This window comes from Pseudomonas sp. UBA3153, from assembly GCF_002364635.1.
GTDB lineage: Bacteria > Pseudomonadota > Gammaproteobacteria > Pseudomonadales > Pseudomonadaceae > Pseudomonas_O > Pseudomonas_O kuykendallii.
Genome location: NZ_DEYR01000029.1, coordinates 24,589 through 42,564, shown reverse-complemented (window position 1 = coordinate 42,564; position 17,976 = coordinate 24,589). Strand labels below are relative to the sequence as shown.

Sequence of the window (17,976 nt, the reverse complement as noted above, 5' to 3'; positions counted from 1 at the left end):
TTGCAAGCCAAGAACGAGCCCCGACGCTGCGCGCCGCATCACCTCAACTCCCCCCTCAACTCCACCACCCTTTCCCGCATCACCGCCCTTCCGGCATCCGGCGCCAGCGGTTCGCCCGCCACCAGGCCGACCCGCGACCACAGCCGGCGGAAGATGCCCTTGTGCGGATCACGGCTGAAGAAGCTGCCCCACAGTCCTTGCAGCGCCAGCGGAATCACCGGCACCGGGTTTTCTTCGAGCACCCGTTCCACGCCGGCCTTGAACTCGCCGATCTCGCCATCCAGGGTCAGCTTGCCCTCGGGGAAGATGCACACCAGCTCGCCGTTGCGTAGGTACTCGGCGATGCGCTTGAACGCGGCGTCGTAGATCAGCAGATCCTCGCTGCGCCCGGCGATGGGCACGGTGCCGGCGGTGCGGAACACGAAGTTGAGCACCGGCATGCGGTAGATCTTGTAGTACATGACGAAGCGCACCGGCCGCCGCACCGCGCCGCCGATGAGTAGCACATCGACGTAAGACACGTGGTTGCACACCAGCAGCGCCGCGCCCTCCTCCGGGATGCGCTCCAGGCCACGGTGCTCGACGCGGTACACCGAGTGGCCGAGCAGCCAGATCAGGAAGCGCATGCCGAACTCCGGCACGATCTTGAAGATGTAGGCGTTGACCGCGATGTTCATCAGCGAGACGACGAGGAACAGCTGTGGAATCGACAACCCGGCGACGGTCAGCAGCAGGATCGAGACGATCGCCGAGAGCACCATCAGCAGCGCGTTGAGAATGTTGTTCGCGGCGATCACCCGCGCGCGCTCGTCCTCGCGGGTGCGCGACTGGATCAGCGCATACAGCGGCACGATGTAGAAGCCGCCGAACACGCCCAGGCCGAGCACGTCGCCGAGGATCAGCCAGGCCTGCGGCACGCCCAGCACCTGCAGCCAGGTGTGCGGCTCGGCGGCCTGCGGGAAGCCGCCGGAGTGCCACCACAGGAGGATGCCGAACAGGCTCAGGCCGAACGAGCCGAACGGCACCAGGCCGATTTCCACCTTGTGCCCGGAGAGCTTCTCGCACAGCGCGGAGCCCAGCGCGATACCCACCGAGAACACGGTGAGGATCAGCGTCACCACGCCTTCGTCGCCGTACAGCAGGCTCTTGGCGTAGGTCGGGATCTGCGTCAGATAGATCGCGCCGAGGAACCAAAACCAGGAGTTGCCCACCAGCGAACGCGACACCGAGGGCCGCTGGCCGAGCCCCATGCGCAGGATGCGCCAGGACTGGCGGAAGATGTTCCAGTCCAGCGCCAGGCCGGGCAGCGCCGCCGCCACGCGCGGGATGCCGCGGCTGCTCAGGTAGCCGAGCACCGCGACGGACACCACCGCCGCGCCGACCCACTGCGCGTAGCCCTCGCTGGACATCAGCACGCCGGCGCCGATGGTGCCGCCGAGGATCGCCAGGAAGGTGCCCATCTCCACCAGCGCGTTGCCACCCACCAGTTCGTCGTCACGCAGCGCCTGCGGCAGGATCGAATACTTCACCGGGCCGAACAGCGCCGAGTGGACGCCCATGCCGAACAGCGCGAGGAACATCAGCGGCAACAGGTTGAGCAGGAAGCCGGCCGCACCGATCGCCATGATGACGATCTCCGCCAGCTTGATGGCGCGGATCAGCGCGTCCTTGGCGAACTTCTCGCCGAACTGCCCGCCCAGGGCCGAGAACAGGAAGAACGGCAGGATGAACAGCAGCGCGCAGATGTTCACCAGCAGCGCGGGGTCGGCCGACAGGCTGAGCTTGTAGAGGATTGCGAGGATCAGCGACTGCTTGAAGACGTTGTCATTGAAGGCGCCGAGCAACTGGGTGACGAAGAACGGCAGGAAGCGCCGGGTGCCGAGCAACGCGAATTGCGATCTGGATTTCATTGAGCCCTCGCCTGAACCGGATGGCACGCCCTGGTCGTCGAGGGCATGCCGTTGCGGCCCAGAGGTTAGGCGAATGCGCCGACAGCGGCTAGATCGGCAACTGGCCGAGCGCTCCGCGCAGCACGAAGAACACCAGCAGGCCGCCGCCGATGGTCGCCAGCAGGTTGCGCGTCAGTGCGGACAGGGCGATGGCCGCGAGCCCCGCCAGCAGATAGGCGTTGTCCAGGCGCACCGCCCAGTGCTGGCCATCCGGCAACAGCATGCCCGGCACGATGATGGCGGTGAGCACCGCCGTCGGCACGTAATGCAGGCCCTGGCGGATCAGCGACGGGAAGCGCAGATGCGGGAAGGCGAACAGGCAATAGCGGGTGGCGAAGGTGATCGCCAGCATGCCGAGGATCAGCAACCAGTTGTTCATTGGCAGAGGTCCTCGTCCGGCGTTGCGCAGCGCCGTTCCAGCAGCACGCCAACGACGATGCCGCTCAGCGCCGCCGCCATCAGGCCGAGCTTGTACGGCAGCCCGTGACAGGCCAGCGCCACCGCCGCCGCCACCAGCGCGGCGGCCAGTTGCGGGCGGTTCTTCAACATCGGCACGACGATGCCGATGAAGGTCGCCAGCATGGCGAAGTCCAGCCCCCAGGCACCGATGTTCGGCACCGCCTGGCCGAAGACCATGCCGGCGAAGGTGCACAGCAGCCAGTTCACGTACATCGCCAGTTCGGCGCCGAGGAAATACCAGTGTTTGTGCGGCGAGGCGTCCGTTTCGGCATAGCGATGCTGGACCACGGCGAAGGCTTCGTCGGTCAACCAGAACGCCAGTGGCACCCGCCAGCGCTTGGGCAGATGCCGCACGAACGGCTGCAGGCTGGCGCTGTACAGGGCATGGCGCAGGTTGACCACCAGCGTGGTCAGCAACACCACGGCGAGGGTCGCGCCGCTGGTCAGCAGGCTGATGGCGATGAACTGCGCCGAGCCGGCGAACACCAGCGCGGACATGCCGAGGGTCTGCCACGGCGTCAGCCCGGCGGCGCCGGCAAGGCTGCCGAAGATGATGCCGAACGGCATCGCGCCGAGCAGCATCGGGGTCATATCGCGCAGGGCCTGCAGGAATTCGTGACGACGGGACATGGGTTCTCCTCTGGGCAACGGAGGATAGGAGCGCGTGTCACCGACGTCTTGAACGATCTTGCGCATGAGTTCGGGTGGGGTGAGCAATCCGCCGGGCCGATATCCGGCGCGAGGGCGGAGCGCTTCGCGTGGTACGGAAACCCCCGAGCACTGCATCAGCCCGTAGGGTGGGCTTTAGCCCACCAGCCCACTCCATCGCGTGGGCTGAAGCCCACCCTACCAAACGGCCCGAGGGTGGAGCGCTTTGCAGTGCCAAACGCCCGAGCACTGTATCAGCCCGTAGGGTGGGCTTTAGCCCACCAGCCCTCTCCACGGCGTGGGCTGAAGCCCACCCTACCAAACGGCCCGAGGGTGGAGCGCTTTGCGGTGCCAAACGTCCGAGCACTGCATCAGCCCGTAGGGTGGGCTTTAGCCCGCCAGCTCACTCCACGCCATCGCGTGGGCTGAAGCCCACCCTACGCCCTTGCGAGCGCGCCATCAGGCCAGGTGGATTTCCACGCGTTCCTTGCCCTTTCCGGTGTTGCGGCGCTTCAACCTGAGCGCGCCGATCTCCCCGGTACACCGCGGATGGGTGCCGCCGCAGGCCATCTCGGCAAATCCCTCGACCTGCCAGAAACGCCGTTGCGTGGCCTCATCGGTGAAGGCGCAGCGAATCGGCAGATCGGCACGTACCAGTTCCCCGACCTCGGCCTGCAAGCCCTCGAACAGGCTGGCGATGCTGGTATCCAGGGCGAAATCGATGCGCGCCTTGTCTTCGCCGATGTGCGCGCCGATGCGCTGGATGCCGGGAATCTTCCGGTAGATCAGCTGCAGGACCATTTCCGCGGCGAAATGCAGGCGCATCAGGCGGTAGCGGCGCGGCCAGTCGATCAGCACCTCGACGGCATCGCCGGCGAGCAGGCCGTGCCCCGGATCGAGCCGATAGCGGATATCCAGGCCCTCCTTGCGCGCCTCCAGCACCGGGCGCCCGCCGATGCTGCCGTGGTCGCTCTCCTGTCCGCCGGAGAAGGCGAAGAAGATCGTTTCGGCGAGGCGCACCCAGTCATCCTCCACGGCGACCACGCGCGTCTCGAGCCGGCTGCGGTAGGCGTCTTTCCAGAACAGCTTGTCGGTGGCCATGGTCCCTCCCGAAAACGAGCCAGGGCGGCAGGTTAGGCGCTACCGACCGGGCAGTCTTGAACGATCTTGCGCCGCGCGCGGAGCGTGGATGCGCTGAGCAGCCAGACGTTCAGGCCGGACGCTGCGGGAGAGGTTGCCTACCGCGCGCAGGCCTGGCGGTATTCGCCGGGCGTCACGCCGTAGGCCTGCTTGAACTGGCGGTTGAGGTGGCTCTGGTCGGAAAAGCCCAGCTGCACGGCGACCGCCGCCGGCGCCAGGCCCAGTCTGAACAGGCTGCGTGCCTGGTCCAGGCGCAGCTGTTTGAGCCAGGCGTACGGCGGCATCCCGGTGGCGCGACGGAACACCCGCGCAAAGTGGAACGGCGACAGGTTCACCGCCGCGGCGAGCGCCTCCAGCGACGGCGGCTCGGCAAGCTGCGCGCGCAACATCTCCTTGGCATGGCCCACGGCGAGCGGCTCCAGCCCCGGCGCGCGGGCCGACCCCAGCCCGGCGTGGCGTTGCAGGAGCGCGAGCATGGTCTCGCGCCATGCCGTCTGCTGCTGCAGCGCACTGGCGCCGCTCTCGAGGTGGCGATGGAGATCGAGCAGGCGCGCCACCAGATCGGCGTCGCGGTGCACGCTGCCGGCGAAACGCGGCGCGCTCCGCGACGGCAGGTCCAGTTCGCCGAGCAGCGACTGGAACAGCTCGGCGGGCGGGTAGAACACCCGGTAGCGCCAGCCGTCGTCATGGCCCTTGTGGCCGGTGTGGACTTCATCAGGATTGAGCAGCGCCAGGCCACCCGCGCTGACCAGATGCTCCTCGCCGCGGTAGCGGTAGCGCTCGGCGCCCGCCTCGAGCACCGCGATCACGTAGCCGTCGTGGACATGGGGAGCGAAGCGGTGGTCGACGAAGCGTGCCGAGAGCAGTTCCAGCCCATCGAGGCTGGCGGGATGCCAGAGACGCGCGTTTTCGGAGTGGATCGACGCGTCCATTTCAGCCGCTGAACTGCGCCTCCAGCTGCAGCTTGATCGCCGGCCATTCGCGGTCGGTGATGCTGTACAGCACGGTGTCGTCGAGGCGCCCATCGGCCAGCCGGCGATGGTTGCGCAGCCGCCCTTCGCGCTGGGCGCCGAGCTTTTCGATGGCGCGCTGCGAGCGCAGGTTGCTGGCGGCGGTTTTCAGCTGCAGGCGCACCACCTGCCACTCCTCGAAGGCGTGACGCAACATCAGGTACTTGATCGACGCGTTCAGGCCGCTGCCGTACTGGCCGCGCTCGAGCCAGGTCCAGCCGATTTCCACGGCCGGCAGCACCGGCATGAAATCGGCGAAACGGGTGGTGCCGATCAACGCGTCGCCCATGCGGATGGCGAACACCACGGCCTTTTCCTCGCGCTGCTCGGCCAGCGCCTGGCGATACCAGTCGGGACGCAACGGGCCGTTCAGGTAGACCAGCTCGTCGCGGTTCGCTTCGGCCAGTGTCACCAGTTCGGGGATGTCGGCCTCGCTCAGCGGCTCCAGGCGCAGGGCGCCTCGCTGCAGGGTGACCGGTTGCGGCTTGAACATCTGCGTCCTCCTTGCCAGTGACGCGGGTAAAACTCGACAGACTCGCCGCTTCGAAACATGCGACAACGGCGCACATTGCCTGTTGGGCGGTGCTCCCAAGCGATCCAGGCCACGCTACCAGCCAGCCGGATACCGCTCAAGGACCTCTGCGACATTGGTAGCAGCCGCCTGACGACAGGGCGCTTTTGCTGCGAAAATCCAACGCCGCGACTCGCCTTCGGGCGTTCCCTTCGCGCAGCAGCCGTCGTCGGCTGTGTCCGCCCTGCCGTCTTGGAGTTCGCATGTCGTTGTCCAGCGGGTCGATCGCTACGGTCGCCTTCGTCTACATGGCTTTCCTGTTCGCCATCGCCTTCTACGGCGACCGGCGCCGCCGCCCCCTGTCGCCGCGCACCCGCGCCTGGGTCTACAGCCTGTCGCTGGCGGTCTACTGCACCAGTTGGACCTTCTTCGGCGCGGTCGGCCAGGCGGCCGAACAGCTCTGGGCGTTCCTGCCGATCTACCTCGGGCCGCTGCTGCTGATGATCTTCGCGCCCTGGGTGCTGCAGAAGATGGTGATGATCAGCAAGCAGGAGAACATCACCTCGATCGCCGACTTCATCGCCGCGCGCTATGGCAAATCGCAGTCGCTGGCGGTGGTGGTGGCGCTGATCTGCATGGTCGGGGTGCTGCCCTACATCGCGCTGCAGCTCAAGGGCATCGTCATCGGCGTTAACCTGCTGATCGGCGCCGGCGCCGACTCCACCGGAACCCGCGCGCAGGACACCGCGCTGATCGTGTCGCTGGTGCTGGCGCTGTTCACCGTCCTCTTCGGCACGCGCAACCTCGATGCCACCGAGCACCACCGCGGGATGGTCCTGGCCATTGCCTTCGAGTCGCTGGTCAAGCTGCTGGCGTTCATCGCCGTCGGCGCCTTCGTCACCTACAGCCTGCACGACGGTTTCGACGACCTGCTGGCGAAGACCCGCGCCGCGCCGCAGCTCGCCGAGTTCTGGGCGGAGCCGGTGAACTGGCCTGCGATCCTGGTGCAGACCGGCATGGCGATGATCGCCATCGTCTGCCTGCCGCGGCAGTTCCACGTCACCGTGGTGGAGAACACCGAGCCGCAGGACATGCGCCTGGCGCGATGGGTGTTTCCGCTCTATCTGGTGCTGGCATCGCTGTTCGTCATTCCCATCGCGCTGGCCGGGCAGATGCTGCTGCTCCCCGGCGTGACACCGGACTCCTTCGTCATCAGCCTGCCGCTCGCCGAGGCGCATCCCAGCCTGGCGTTGCTGGCGTTCATCGGCGGCGCCTCGGCGGCCACCGGGATGGTCATCGTCGAGTCGGTGGCGCTCTCGACCATGCTCTCCAACGACATCCTGCTGCCCTGGCTGCTGCGCAAGAAAACCGCCGAGCGTCCCTTTGAGCTGTTCCGCCAGTGGATGCTCTCGGTACGCCGGGTGAGCATCGTGCTGATCCTGCTGCTGGCCTACGTCAGCTATCGCCTGCTGGGCTCGAGCGCCAGCCTGGCGACCATCGGGCAGATCTCCTTCGCCGCCGTCGGCCAGCTCGCCCCGGCGATGGCCGGCGCGCTGTTCTGGAAGCAGGCCAACCGTCGCGGCGTGTTCGCCGGCCTCGCCGCCGGCTCGGCGATCTGGTTTTACAGCCTGGTGCTGCCGCTGGTGGCGCGCAGCCTCGGCTGGCCGCTGGAAGTCTTCCCCGGCCTGCGCCAGCTGCTGTATTTCCCGATCGGCATCGAGGTCGACCCACTGACCCGCGGCACCCTGCTTTCGCTGGTGGTCAACTTCACCCTGTTCGCCTGGGTCTCGCTGCTGTCGCGCACGCGGGTGTCCGAGCACTGGCAGGCGAGCCGTTTCGTCGGCCAGGAAATCACCGTGCGGCCGGGCAACCGGCCGCTGCTGGCCGTGCAGGTGCGCGACCTGCTGGTGCTCGCCGAGCGTTTCGTCGGCGAGGAACGCGCGCAGGAGAGCTTCGCGCGCTTCTCCTACCGCCAGGGCAAGGAATTCAACCCGAACCAGGCCGCCAACGGCGACTGGATCGCCCACACCGAACGCCTGCTCGCGGCGGTGCTGGGCGCCTCGTCCACCCGCGCGGTGGTGAAGGCGGCGATCGAAGGCCGCGACATGCAGGTGGACGATGTGGTGCGCATCGTCGACGAAGCCTCCGAAGTGCTGCAGTTCAATCGCGCGCTGCTGCAGGGCGCGATCGAGAACATCACCCAGGGCATCAGCGTGGTCGACCAGTCGCTGCGGCTGGTCGCCTGGAACCACCGCTACCTGGAGCTGTTCGGCTATCCGGAGGGGCTGATCTACGTCGGCCGGCCGATTTCCGACATCATCCGCTACAACGCCGAGCGCGGCCTCTGCGGCCCCGGCGATGCGGACGAACACGTCGCCAAACGCCTCTACTGGATGCGCCAGGGCACCGCGCACACCTCCGAGCGAACCTTCCCCAACGGCCGGGTTATCGAGTTGATCGGCAATCCGATGCAGGGCGGCGGCTTCGTCATGAGCTTCACCGACATCACCGCGTTCCGCGAGGCCGAGCACGCGCTCAAGGCGGCCAACGAGGGCCTCGAGCAACGCGTCGCCGAGCGTACCCACGAGCTGTCGCAGCTGAACCTGGCGCTGTCCGAGGCCAAGGCCCACGCCGAGGCGGCGAACCAGTCGAAGACGCGCTTCCTCGCCGCGGTGAGCCACGACCTGATGCAGCCACTGAACGCCGCCCGGCTGTTCTCCGCCGCACTCGGCCACCAGGACAACGCGCTGCCGGCGGACGCCCAGCAACTGGTGCGTCACCTGGACAGCTCGCTGCGCTCCGCCGAGGACCTGATCACCGACCTGCTGGACATCTCGCGCCTGGAGAACGGCCGCATCACCCCGGATCGCAGCGCCTTCCCGCTGAGCGCGCTGTTCGACACCCTCGGCGCCGAATTCAAGGTACTGGCCCAGGAACAGGGCGTGGACTTCCGCGTGCACGGCAGCCGGCTGCGGGTGGAAAGCGACATGAAGCTGCTGCGCCGCGTGCTGCAGAACTTCCTCACCAACGCCTTCCGCTACGCCAAGGGGCCGGTGCTGCTCGGCGTGCGCCACAGCCGCGGCCAGCTGCGCCTGGAGGTGTGGGACCGCGGACCGGGTATTCCGGAAGACAAGCGCAAGGTCATCTTCGAGGAATTCAAGCGCCTCGACAGCCACCAGACCCGCGCCGAGAAAGGCCTCGGCCTCGGCCTGGCGATCGCCGACGGCCTCTGTCGGGTGCTCGGTCACCGGCTGGAAGTGCGCTCATGGGTCGGCAAGGGCAGCGTGTTCAGCGTCAGCGTGCCGCTGGCCAAGTCGCCACAGCCGCAGATCGCCGCGCAAGCCGACGTCAACGGCAGCGGTAACGGCCTGAGTGGCACCCAGGTGCTGTGCATCGACAACGAGGACAGCATCCTGGTTGGCATGCACAGCCTGCTGTCGCGCTGGGGCTGCCAGGTCTGGACCGCGCGCAACCGGCTGGAGTGCGAGCATCTGCTGGCGGAGGACGTGCGCCCGCAACTGGCGCTGGTGGACTATCACCTGGACGAAGGCGAAACCGGTACGGAACTGGTGGCGTGGCTGCGCACCCGTTTGGGCGAGCCGATTCCCGGTGTGGTTATCAGTGCGGATGCGCGGCCCGAGCTGGTCGCCGACATTCACGCGGTGGGCCTGGACTACCTCGCCAAACCGGTCAAACCGGCCGCCCTGCGCGCCCTGCTCAGCCGTCATCTGACGCTGCGCTGAACGATCCCCGTGCCCATCAGGGCACGGCACCTCCGCATCAACGCTCGGCGGTCGGTTCCTGGCGCCCCAGTTCGCGCTGGGCGACCGGATCGCCGGCGCGCGCCGCCAGGCGCAGCAGCTCGAAGCCGATACGCCGGTCGCGCTGACCACCGCACTCGCGACACAGCAGCAGCCCCAGGCGGCTTTGCGCCTCGGTCACGCCCTGCCGGGCAGGTTGCTTGAGCAGGTGGCCGGCCAGGCGTTTGATGCCTTCGCGCTGGCCGAGCTGCGGACGATCCAGCAGCCAGGACGCGACACGCAGCGGCAAACCGGAGCGCGGCGCGGGAGTATCGGGAAGGGAAACGCGAGACTTCATCAGGACCAGGAGCGACCAGGGAGGGCGCGCACTTTACTCCTTTTGCCCGTGATGAAAAGACTTGCGCGGGAAGCGCGGCGTTGATCTAGAAACGCGCTTTCGAGCTATCCACAAAATCTGTGGATAACTCAGTGGACAAGATGCCGAAAAGTACCGCGAAGGCAGGCCGGACGGGGGTGGCGTTCAAACTGGCGTTTTTTTCGCCACAATAAAAACTCGTTCTTTTTCAACAACTTGCAAAGCAATACAGAAAAAAGCGAAGGCTGACAAGGGTTTACGCAGCACCTTCATATGCCGTCAGACTGATTGTGAACAAGTCAAGCGACCATGGCGCCGCATCGCGCATTTTTTTCGTCATAAAGATCAACGAAAACCGACTTTCGGGGTTGCCAAAACACCCTCAAACAAGGCTAGAGCGTGGCAGGCAATGCGCCGCTCCGGACGGACGGCATGACGATCTGCAGGTCGGATTCGATCGTGCGGATGATGCGTTTCACATCGTGCAGCGTCGGCGAGGTGTTGCAGTGGATTCCCAACACCGTCAGCAGCCGTTCGCCGCTGGCGGGGTCGAACACGCAGGCGTGCAGGCTCTGCGGAGCGTCGAGTGCCGCCTCGAAGGCCAAGGGCTGAAAATAGATATTGATGAGCTCACAGGCACGGGGCAGGGACATGCATTTCATTCACGAGGTTCTCCATATGCGACGCGAACGAACCGAAGATAGAGGCTGCGACGACATCCAGGTCTGCACTCAGCTTTCGGTTAGGTGGGGCAAATTGTAGCAGGACTCGCCCGCCAGGGAACTCGCCTTGCGTCGGGGTTGCGTTTCGGTAATACACCTCCGGCGCCGCGGCGCATGCCGTTACGCGTGGCTCGGCGTTGTCCGACTAACGGGGGTGAATTCGAGTGATCGAGCGCTCTCGAACCTCTATCAGTCATCACGTCGTCGAGGCCCTATGTCCACCCCTCCCCCCTCGGTACTGGCGTTGCGCCAGTTGCAGGAGATCGCAGCCCAATGGAAGGAGCGGCAAGGAAACCGCCCGTTGCTCGCCCGGGATGCGCTCACCCGGTTGTACGAGCTGTGGCAGCCCACCGCTCACGGCAACGATTTCGAGCGACAGGCCGAATACACGCTCCTGGCCGTGCAGCGCCTGTTCAACAACTGGAACCAGCGCGGCGAGAACGACGAGGAGTTGCTTACGCAAATGCTCTGGTTGCTGGAACAGCGCGATCTGGTGACGGCGCAGAAGGAATACCTCGCGGACCTCGGCCCGAGCAGTTGAGCGCGCCCGGCGACGGATCGCCCAGCGTCCTGAGAAGGCTTCGATTCCCGATGAAAGCCCGTGCTCCGCGCAGTTGAACAACAACAATACCGTCGGCCAGACCGACCTTTTCAGGACCCCCACTGCCATGAACCTTCCTTTCGACCAGGCGCGTTCGATTCTCGAGGACGCCTTCGAACCGCACGCCTGCCACGTCGAGCGCAACGCCGGCCTGATCACGCTGCGCATCCACGCCAGCGACAGCGATGACACCTTCATCCTTACCCAGGTCGACGCCGAGCGCACCGAGAGCATCCGCGCCCTCTCTCAACTGATTCTGGAGCTGCGCCAGGAGTTGGCCGTCGTGCTCCACCGCCATCAACAGGGCCACGGCCGACAGCGAAGCCAGAGCCGATAGCTTCACGACCGCGGGTATCGCTTTTGAAGTCGTAAGGTGCAGGTCGCGATACGCATGCGCCCTCGCCGGCTCTTTCAGCGCGGGCGACCCGCATGGTCGCCCGAACTGCCTTCAGACTTGCGCCATGCCACCGTCCACGAACAACTCGATACCGTTGACGAAGCTGGCTTCGTCGGAGGCCAGGAACAGCGCCGCGTTGGCGATTTCCTCGGCTTCACCGACACGCCCCATGGGAATCTGCGACGCCAGGTGATCCAGCAGGCCCTGCTGCTGCGCGGCGTCGGGGCCGGCCAGGTCGACCAGGCCCGGAGTTCGGGTGGCGCCGGGGCTGATGGTGTTGATCCGTACCTGGCGGTCCTTCAGATCCAGAATCCAGTTCCGCGCGAACGCCCGAACCGCGGCCTTGGAGGCGGCGTACACGCTGAACGCGGCGGTGCCCGAGCTGCCGGCGGTCGAACCGGTGAGGATCACCGAGGCCTTTTTCGCCAGCAGCGGCAGGGCTTTTTGTACGGTGAAGAGCACACCCTTCACGTTGCGCGCGAAGGTGTCGTCGTACTGCTCCTCGGTGATCTCGCCCAGAGGCAGCATCGAGCCGCCACCGGCATTGGCGAAAAGCACGTCTATACGCCCGTGGGCGGTGCCGATCTGCTCGTAGAGCGCATCGAGCTGCTCAAGGCGGGTGGAGTCGACCCGCACGCCGATGGCGTTGTTGCCGACTGCTTTCACGGCGGCATCCAGCTCCGCCTGGCGGCGTCCGGTGAGGTAAACCTGTGCACCTTCCCGGGCGAAGCGTTTGGCGGTCGCCAGGCCGATACCGCTGGTGCCGCCGGTAACCAGTGCGATCTTGCCTTCGAGTGTGTTGCTCATGGTGGTTCTCCCATCAGTGTTGATGAAGTGGTGTAGGAGAAGCTTATCGACGGCGGCGAAACGTCAAAATAGAATTGTATGAAAGCCATCGTTGCAGAAATGAAATGAGCAGACTTCCGGATTTCGAAGGGCTGGGCATGTTCGCCAAAGTGGCCGAAGAGGGTTCGTTCGCCGCGGCGGCGCGGGTCATGGGCGTTTCGGTGCCCACCGTATCGCGGGCTGTGGCCAGGCTGGAGGAACGCCTGGGAAGCCGACTGTTCAACCGTACCTCGCGGCAACTGGCACTGACCGAGTTCGGCGCGAACATGGCGGCCAGGGCGAGTGAGATCTACCGGCAGGCCGAAGAACTGGAAAGCGAAGCCCAGGACCTGTCGGTGCAGCCCCGTGGCCAGGTGCGGCTGGCCATCCCCATGGCGTTCGGCTTGCGCTGGGTCGCCCCGCTGTTGCCACAGTTGATGCGCCGCTATCCCGAACTGTCGATAGACCTGCACCTTACGGATGCATCGGTAGACCTGATCGCCGAGGGCTTCGATGCGGCGTTGCGCATCGCCGTGCTTCCCGATTCCTCCCTGGTGGCGCGCCGGCTGTGCGCCGTCACGCAGTACCTGGTCGCCTCGCCCGGTTATCTCGCCGAACACGGCCACCCCGGCCATCCGCGCGAGCTGGCCACCCGCTCGTGCCTCAGCTATGCCTACCGCGCCCGCGGCCAGGTATGGCGATTCACCCACGAGGACGGCCGTGAGGAAGACGTGTCGCCCAGCGGCCCGCTGAGGGTGACGAACTCCGACGCGCTGTTGCCCGTGCTGCTGGAAGGACTGGCCATCGCCGAACTGCCCGAATTCATCGCCAGCGAATACCTCGCCGATGGCCGACTGGTCACCCTGCTGCCGGAATGGAGCATGGCGCGAGGCGGCCTGTACTTCGTAACCCCCACCGCCCGCACACGGCCGATGAAGATCAAGGTGCTCTCGGACTTCTTCGCCGAACACCTCGGCGAACCTGCCTGGCGATGGCCCTGAAGGCCAGGCGGCGAGTAACGACGGTTAACGGCAGCGGTACTGGTTCTGCAAGATGAGGCGAGGTGTAAGGATGCGATGTGGCGGCTGGTTTCGGCCCCAATAGCAGCTATCGACGCTCTCGGCTTCTCTTCTCGGCCTGATGCACCTTCCCTTCCTCATCCAGGCAGGTTCCACCTTGCCAGCCAGAGTTGGCGCGACACCGCCAACCATCCTTCCCGTTTGTTCGCCACGAAAGCCTGCTGAAAGTTTGGAATGAAAGTATGCCCTCATGCCTCTCCCCCGCATCGAGAGGTTCTGCCTGAGGGCAGCCTATTCCAAATACAAGAGAGCGGTTTCCATGAACAAGCAATCAACTGACGGGATTATAAAATCGACGATGCGCAAGCTTGGGTTTCGTCTGATTCCCTTTCTCGTGCTCTGTTACTTCATCGCCTATATCGATCGAGTCAATATCGGTTTCGCGGCGCTGACCATGAATGAGGACATCGGGCTGACGGCCAGTGCCTTCGGATTCGGCGCCACGCTGTTCTTCGTCGCCTATGTCCTCTGCGAAATGCCCAGCAACATGGCCATGGAGCGTTTCGGTGCGCGTCGATGGATCGCGCGCATCATGATCACCTGGGGCATCGTCGGTTTCTGCTCGTCATTTGCGGTTGGCCCGATCTCCTATTCCGTCTCCCGCTTCCTTCTCGGGGCGGCAGAAGCCGGCTTCTTTCCGGGCGTCATCCTTTACCTCTCGCAGTGCATTCCCAAGGCGTACATGGCTCGAATCATTGCGATCTTCATGGTCGCTATTCCGCTGTCCAATTTCATCGGTTCGCCGCTGTCGGCGCTGCTGTTGAAAATGGATGGCGTAGCGGACTTCGCCGGCTGGCAGTGGCTGTTGATGCTGGAAGCACTCCCCGCGATCATTCTGGGATTGCTGGCGTTGAAGGTGCTGCCTGATCGGCCGAAAGATGCCAAATGGCTGAATCAAGAGGAACAGGACTGGCTGAGCGGACAACTGAGCAAGGAACGCGCGGCACGCGAAAGCACTCCCGACAAACAGGCGCATACCGTGAGCGGCATGCTCAAGGCCGTGGTCACCAACAAGTACATCTGGGTGCTGTCGGTGATCTACATGGGCAGTTCGGCTACCAGCAATACGCTCTCGTTGTGGATGCCGCAGATCCTGAAATCCTTCCATCTTTCCAACATGCAAACCGGGCTGTTGAACATGATCCCCTTCGGCATCGCCGCGGCCTTCATGATCTACTGGGGCATGCGTGCGGACAAAAGCGGAGAGCGGGTCAAGGCCACCGCCATCCCGCTGGCCATCACCGCCGTGAGCTTCTTCGCCACGCTGTTCACCGGCTCGCTGACCATCACGCTGGTGCTGCTGACGCTCGTACTGATGGGCAACTACGCAATCAAGGGGCCGTTCTGGGCGCTGTGCTCCGAAACCCTGCCGCCGGCGACCCTGGCCACCGGGATCGCGGCGATCAACACCTTCGCCCACCTGGGCACGGGTGCCATGAGCTCCGTCATCGGTGTACTGCGTGACCAGACCGGCAGCTTCCCGATCGCGCTGTTGCCCCTCTGCGCGTTGACCGCTACCGGTTCGCTGCTGGTGTTCCTGGTGGGCAAACAGAACCGCCGTGCGGCGCTGGCGCCGGCTGTCAGCAGATAATCGACCGGCATCAAGAGGCTCGGCTTCACCGAGCCTCTTTGTTTCCTGGTGACCCGATTGTCGAAATGCTGCGTCGCCTTTGCCTGCCGAAGCTAGAGCCAGAAACCGAACGCCTTGATCGGGCCATTCCATTCACCGTTTCAGCAGGCCTTGGGCGCGCAAATCGCCAAAGGACCGTTTCTCCAGGACTAAGACACACCTCAGTGACCAACCACTGCCCCGCCCGCGCGCCGGTCACCACCGGGAAACCCATGCGCCCGTGCCTGTAGCGCGATGGCCAAACTGGCCAGCAGCAGCGCCAGCAGAACCCAGGGAAACGCAGCCACGCCCCACTGCCCGAGCAGCACGCCGCCAAGCAGTCCGCCCCCCGCTATCGCGCTGTTCCAGACCACCACGTTCATCGACAGGGCGACATCCGCCCCCTCGCCGGCCGCATCGGCCAACGCGGTTTGCAGCAGCGTGGCCGCGCCGCCAAAGGTCAGCCCCCAGATAAACGTGCCGACGTAAATGGCGAGGGCAGAAGACGAGAGAACGCCGAACAGCACCGACACCGCTGCAAAGGTGGCGAGGCTGGCCTGCACCGTGTTGCGAAGATGGCGGTCCACCAACCGCCCGGTTATCCAGATGCCCGCCAGCGCGGCAATGCCGAACACCAGCAGCACCACATCCACATCGCCGGTCAGGCCGGCCGGGGAGACGAAGGGCGCGATGTAGGTGTAGAGAATGTTGTGCGCCAGCATCCAGGTGACCACGACCCCCAGCACGGGACGCACCCCGGGTGTCACCAGCACGCGACGCAGCGGCAGACGCCGCTCCGAGGCTTGTCCCGGATAGTCGGGCACTTTGATCAGCACCCAGGCGATCAACACCAGGGTCAACGCCGACATCAGCCCGAACGCCATGCGCCAGCCGATCAACCCACCCAGCCAGGTTCCCATCGGCACACCAAGCGACAACGCGATGGGCGTGCCCACCATGGCCACCGCCAGCGCACGCCCCTGCGACGCGGGCGCCACCATACGCCGCGCATACCCGGCGATAAGGCTCCAGGCGAGCCCAGCTGAAACGCCGGCGAAGAAACGCGCCACCAAGATCAACCAATAGTTGGAAGACAGCGCGGTGACGGAGTTGAACAGCAGAAAACCGGCGATGGTCACCAGCAGCACCGTGCGCCGCCGCCAGCCCTGCGTGGCGAGGGTCAGCGGAATCGCCGCCAGTAACGAACCCAGCGCATAGACCGTGACCATCTGCCCCGCCATGGCGGGCGAAATAGCCAGCCCACTCACGATCTGCGGCAGCAAACCCGCAGGCAGCGTTTCAGTCAGGATGCAGATAAATCCGGTCATCGCCAGGGCAAGCAAGGCGCCGTAAGGCAGCGTTTCCCGCTGCGGCTCATCTTGAGTCATGTGACAGAATCCACTTATATATTGATCGGTACAAATATAAGGAGTGGGCAAGCGATGGTCAACGACTTATGTATCGACTAGTATTTAAGTCCATCGGGAGGACTCGTCCATGGCACAAATGGGACGGCCGCGCACGTTTGATCGTGACGTGGCACTCACTCAAGCGCTGCATCTGTTCTGGGAGAACGGCTACGACGCCACCTCGCTGAGCCAACTCAAGGCGACCATCGGCGGCGGCATCACCGCGCCCAGTTTTTACGCGGCCTTTGGCTCCAAGGAGCAGCTGTTCAAGGAGGTGATGGACCTCTACCTGAATAGCTACGGCAAGGTCACCGACAGCCTGTTCGACACCAGCCTGCCGCCCCGGGATGCCATCGAACTCACACTACGCCGCTCCGCGCGGATGCAATGCGAACCGGATCATCCCAAGGGTTGCCTGGTGGCACTGGGAGCGATGAGCGCGTGCTCGCAGGAGAGCAGGATCATCTCGGCGCCCCTGGCGCAAACCCGGGCGTTGAATCGTGACGCCTTGCGGGCCTGCGTCGAACGCGGCATCGCGTTGGGGCAACTGCCGACGGAGGTGGATGCAACTGCCCTCGCCACGGCGTTCGACAGTTTTCTGCTGGGCCTGTCGACACTGGCGCGCGACGGGGTATCGGCAGACGCAATGGACGCCGCGGTAACGCGCATCATGAGGCTGTGGGATGAGGCGAGTGTGGCGCCTGCATGTCCAGCTCAGCCGCGCGCTGAGGGCGTCCGCTAACCAGCGTCAGCATGGGTGGCGGGCACAATGCACTGCTTGAGCTGCGGTGGCGCCAACAGCACCAGCCGGGCGTTCGCCTGGCGTGAACTGGTGTGCATGGCCGCACGGTGAGGCCAACTTCGGAAACCTGGCGAATAGCTGCTGTCGATTTTTCCAGAAAAGGCAATTACCGGATTCCAGTGATCGCTGAAGCGTCGCAGGCCAATCACTAAAAAAGCCGCAGTCGATGTTGCTGTTGGCCGCGGCAGCCGCATGACCCGCCATCGGCGGACGCTGCCCCTCTGCATCAATACCGTTGTCTGCCCCCCCCCATTGCTCCCCCCGATTGTTCTCGGCAGGTACCCGTGAAAACAGGCACCGATCCCTGCCGAGAGGACCGACCGATAACTTTCACGCACCAATGAATGCAAACATCTCACTTATCGTTTCAATGTGGGTCGAGCAGAATCCAGCGAACAAAAAGCGCCAACCAGCTGCACGGGATCGCTGGAGAACCCCTCATGCATGCCTTCCCCACCTTGGGCAGGTCATCCGCCCGCTCCAAGGCGGGTGCCACGTTTCGCGTCCCTTCGGGCGACTTTCCCGAACAGCTCGATTTATTTCCAGCATCTGCACGACAGGTCCGGACGCAAACCGCTGCTCGCGTTGGCGTATCCGGCGGATTCACCCCCGGCCCTCTTCACCTGGCCTGTTCATCCGAGCGGCAAGGGTATTCCCGGTTACCGGATGACCTGCGCAGCTATCTGTGCGCCTCGCTCG

Annotated in this window: 16 protein-coding genes; 6 read left to right on the top strand and 10 right to left on the bottom strand. The window is 65.1% G+C overall.

The window, feature by feature from the left end:
* Positions 1-38 precede the first annotated feature (38 nt).
* From B2X67_RS06105 to B2X67_RS06080, 6 genes are all read right to left on the bottom strand, one after another.
* Entirely contained in the window at positions 39-1,910 is a 1,872-nt protein-coding gene (locus B2X67_RS06105; protein ID WP_286784944.1) for an MFS transporter, read from the bottom strand.
* A gap of 88 nt (positions 1,911-1,998) precedes the next feature.
* Positions 1,999-2,328, bottom strand: coding sequence for an AzlD domain-containing protein (locus tag B2X67_RS06100; protein WP_273231208.1), 330 nt, complete (start codon positions 2,326-2,328; stop codon positions 1,999-2,001).
* Positions 2,325-3,038: an AzlC family ABC transporter permease gene (locus B2X67_RS06095; protein ID WP_273231206.1), complete on the bottom strand. Its 714-nt coding sequence runs from the start codon at positions 3,036-3,038 to the stop codon at positions 2,325-2,327. The genes B2X67_RS06100 and B2X67_RS06095 overlap by 4 nt, the downstream gene beginning before the upstream one ends.
* A 477-nt stretch (positions 3,039-3,515) precedes the next feature.
* The gene (locus tag B2X67_RS06090) at positions 3,516-4,157 is read right to left on the bottom strand and encodes an alanyl-tRNA editing protein (protein ID WP_286784943.1); all 642 of its coding nucleotides are present in this window, start codon (positions 4,155-4,157) and stop codon (positions 3,516-3,518) included.
* A gap of 137 nt (positions 4,158-4,294) precedes the next feature.
* Positions 4,295-5,128: an AraC family transcriptional regulator gene (locus B2X67_RS06085; protein ID WP_286784942.1), complete on the bottom strand. Its 834-nt coding sequence runs from the start codon at positions 5,126-5,128 to the stop codon at positions 4,295-4,297.
* A gap of 1 nt (position 5,129) precedes the next feature.
* Positions 5,130-5,699: a GNAT family N-acetyltransferase gene (locus B2X67_RS06080; protein ID WP_090227807.1), complete on the bottom strand. Its 570-nt coding sequence runs from the start codon at positions 5,697-5,699 to the stop codon at positions 5,130-5,132.
* Positions 5,700-5,980: 281 nt separating this feature from the next.
* Here B2X67_RS06080 and B2X67_RS06075 point away from each other — a divergent pair, with 281 nt between their 5' ends.
* Positions 5,981-9,460, top strand: coding sequence for a hybrid sensor histidine kinase/response regulator (locus B2X67_RS06075; protein ID WP_286784941.1), 3,480 nt, complete (start codon positions 5,981-5,983; stop codon positions 9,458-9,460).
* A 37-nt stretch (positions 9,461-9,497) separates the two neighbouring features.
* On the opposite strand, the gene B2X67_RS06070 is transcribed toward B2X67_RS06075, so the two are convergent.
* Both B2X67_RS06070 and B2X67_RS06065 read right to left on the bottom strand, forming a co-directional pair.
* Complete coding sequence (locus tag B2X67_RS06070) at positions 9,498-9,815, bottom strand: sel1 repeat family protein (RefSeq protein WP_286784940.1); 318 nt, start codon at positions 9,813-9,815, stop codon at positions 9,498-9,500.
* Between the two features lie 410 nt (positions 9,816-10,225).
* Positions 10,226-10,486 carry a DUF1652 domain-containing protein gene (locus B2X67_RS06065; RefSeq protein WP_175534340.1) on the bottom strand — a complete coding sequence of 87 codons (261 nt, stop codon included), beginning with the start codon at positions 10,484-10,486 and terminating at the stop codon, positions 10,226-10,228.
* A 283-nt stretch (positions 10,487-10,769) separates the two neighbouring features.
* Here B2X67_RS06065 and B2X67_RS06060 point away from each other — a divergent pair, with 283 nt between their 5' ends.
* Together B2X67_RS06060 and B2X67_RS06055 are read left to right on the top strand one after the other, a co-directional pair.
* Positions 10,770-11,096: a hypothetical protein gene (locus B2X67_RS06060; RefSeq protein ID WP_286784939.1), complete on the top strand. Its 327-nt coding sequence runs from the start codon at positions 10,770-10,772 to the stop codon at positions 11,094-11,096.
* A gap of 127 nt (positions 11,097-11,223) precedes the next feature.
* A complete protein-coding gene (locus B2X67_RS06055; protein ID WP_286784938.1) occupies positions 11,224-11,493 on the top strand; it encodes a DUF1652 domain-containing protein in 270 nt (89 codons plus the stop codon).
* A 111-nt stretch (positions 11,494-11,604) separates the two neighbouring features.
* Here the strand turns inward: B2X67_RS06055 and B2X67_RS06050 are convergent, their stop codons facing one another.
* Positions 11,605-12,360, bottom strand: coding sequence for an SDR family NAD(P)-dependent oxidoreductase (locus B2X67_RS06050; RefSeq protein WP_286784937.1), 756 nt, complete (start codon positions 12,358-12,360; stop codon positions 11,605-11,607).
* Positions 12,361-12,464: 104 nt separating this feature from the next.
* Between B2X67_RS06050 and B2X67_RS06045 the strand changes: the two genes are divergently transcribed.
* Complete coding sequence (locus B2X67_RS06045; protein WP_286784936.1) at positions 12,465-13,379, top strand: LysR family transcriptional regulator; 915 nt, start codon at positions 12,465-12,467, stop codon at positions 13,377-13,379.
* 337 nt (positions 13,380-13,716) lie between these two features.
* Positions 13,717-15,048, top strand: coding sequence for an MFS transporter (locus tag B2X67_RS06040; protein WP_286784935.1), 1,332 nt, complete (start codon positions 13,717-13,719; stop codon positions 15,046-15,048).
* Positions 15,049-15,248: 200 nt separating this feature from the next.
* Here B2X67_RS06040 and B2X67_RS06035 read toward each other — a convergent pair whose 3' ends face one another.
* Positions 15,249-16,454, bottom strand: coding sequence for an MFS transporter (locus B2X67_RS06035; protein ID WP_286784934.1), 1,206 nt, complete (start codon positions 16,452-16,454; stop codon positions 15,249-15,251).
* A gap of 109 nt (positions 16,455-16,563) precedes the next feature.
* Between B2X67_RS06035 and B2X67_RS06030 the strand changes: the two genes are divergently transcribed.
* Positions 16,564-17,217, top strand: a complete 654-nt coding sequence (locus tag B2X67_RS06030) for a TetR/AcrR family transcriptional regulator (RefSeq protein ID WP_286784933.1) — start codon at positions 16,564-16,566, stop codon at positions 17,215-17,217.
* Positions 17,218-17,976 lie beyond the last annotated feature (759 nt).

Coding starts and splice junctions, on each gene's coding strand:
- B2X67_RS06105 (WP_286784944.1), bottom strand. CDS start 1,910: ATGAAATCCAGATCGCAATTCGCGTTGCTCGGCACCCGGCGCTTCCTG.
- B2X67_RS06100 (WP_273231208.1), bottom strand. CDS start 2,328: ATGAACAACTGGTTGCTGATCCTCGGCATGCTGGCGATCACCTTCGCC.
- B2X67_RS06095 (WP_273231206.1), bottom strand. CDS start 3,038: ATGTCCCGTCGTCACGAATTCCTGCAGGCCCTGCGCGATATGACCCCG.
- B2X67_RS06090 (WP_286784943.1), bottom strand. CDS start 4,157: ATGGCCACCGACAAGCTGTTCTGGAAAGACGCCTACCGCAGCCGGCTC.
- B2X67_RS06085 (WP_286784942.1), bottom strand. CDS start 5,128: ATGGACGCGTCGATCCACTCCGAAAACGCGCGTCTCTGGCATCCCGCC.
- B2X67_RS06080 (WP_090227807.1), bottom strand. CDS start 5,699: ATGTTCAAGCCGCAACCGGTCACCCTGCAGCGAGGCGCCCTGCGCCTG.
- B2X67_RS06075 (WP_286784941.1), top strand. CDS start 5,981: ATGTCGTTGTCCAGCGGGTCGATCGCTACGGTCGCCTTCGTCTACATG.
- B2X67_RS06070 (WP_286784940.1), bottom strand. CDS start 9,815: ATGAAGTCTCGCGTTTCCCTTCCCGATACTCCCGCGCCGCGCTCCGGT.
- B2X67_RS06065 (WP_175534340.1), bottom strand. CDS start 10,486: ATGTCCCTGCCCCGTGCCTGTGAGCTCATCAATATCTATTTTCAGCCC.
- B2X67_RS06060 (WP_286784939.1), top strand. CDS start 10,770: ATGTCCACCCCTCCCCCCTCGGTACTGGCGTTGCGCCAGTTGCAGGAG.
- B2X67_RS06055 (WP_286784938.1), top strand. CDS start 11,224: ATGAACCTTCCTTTCGACCAGGCGCGTTCGATTCTCGAGGACGCCTTC.
- B2X67_RS06050 (WP_286784937.1), bottom strand. CDS start 12,360: ATGAGCAACACACTCGAAGGCAAGATCGCACTGGTTACCGGCGGCACC.
- B2X67_RS06045 (WP_286784936.1), top strand. CDS start 12,465: ATGAGCAGACTTCCGGATTTCGAAGGGCTGGGCATGTTCGCCAAAGTG.
- B2X67_RS06040 (WP_286784935.1), top strand. CDS start 13,717: ATGAACAAGCAATCAACTGACGGGATTATAAAATCGACGATGCGCAAG.
- B2X67_RS06035 (WP_286784934.1), bottom strand. CDS start 16,454: ATGACTCAAGATGAGCCGCAGCGGGAAACGCTGCCTTACGGCGCCTTG.
- B2X67_RS06030 (WP_286784933.1), top strand. CDS start 16,564: ATGGCACAAATGGGACGGCCGCGCACGTTTGATCGTGACGTGGCACTC.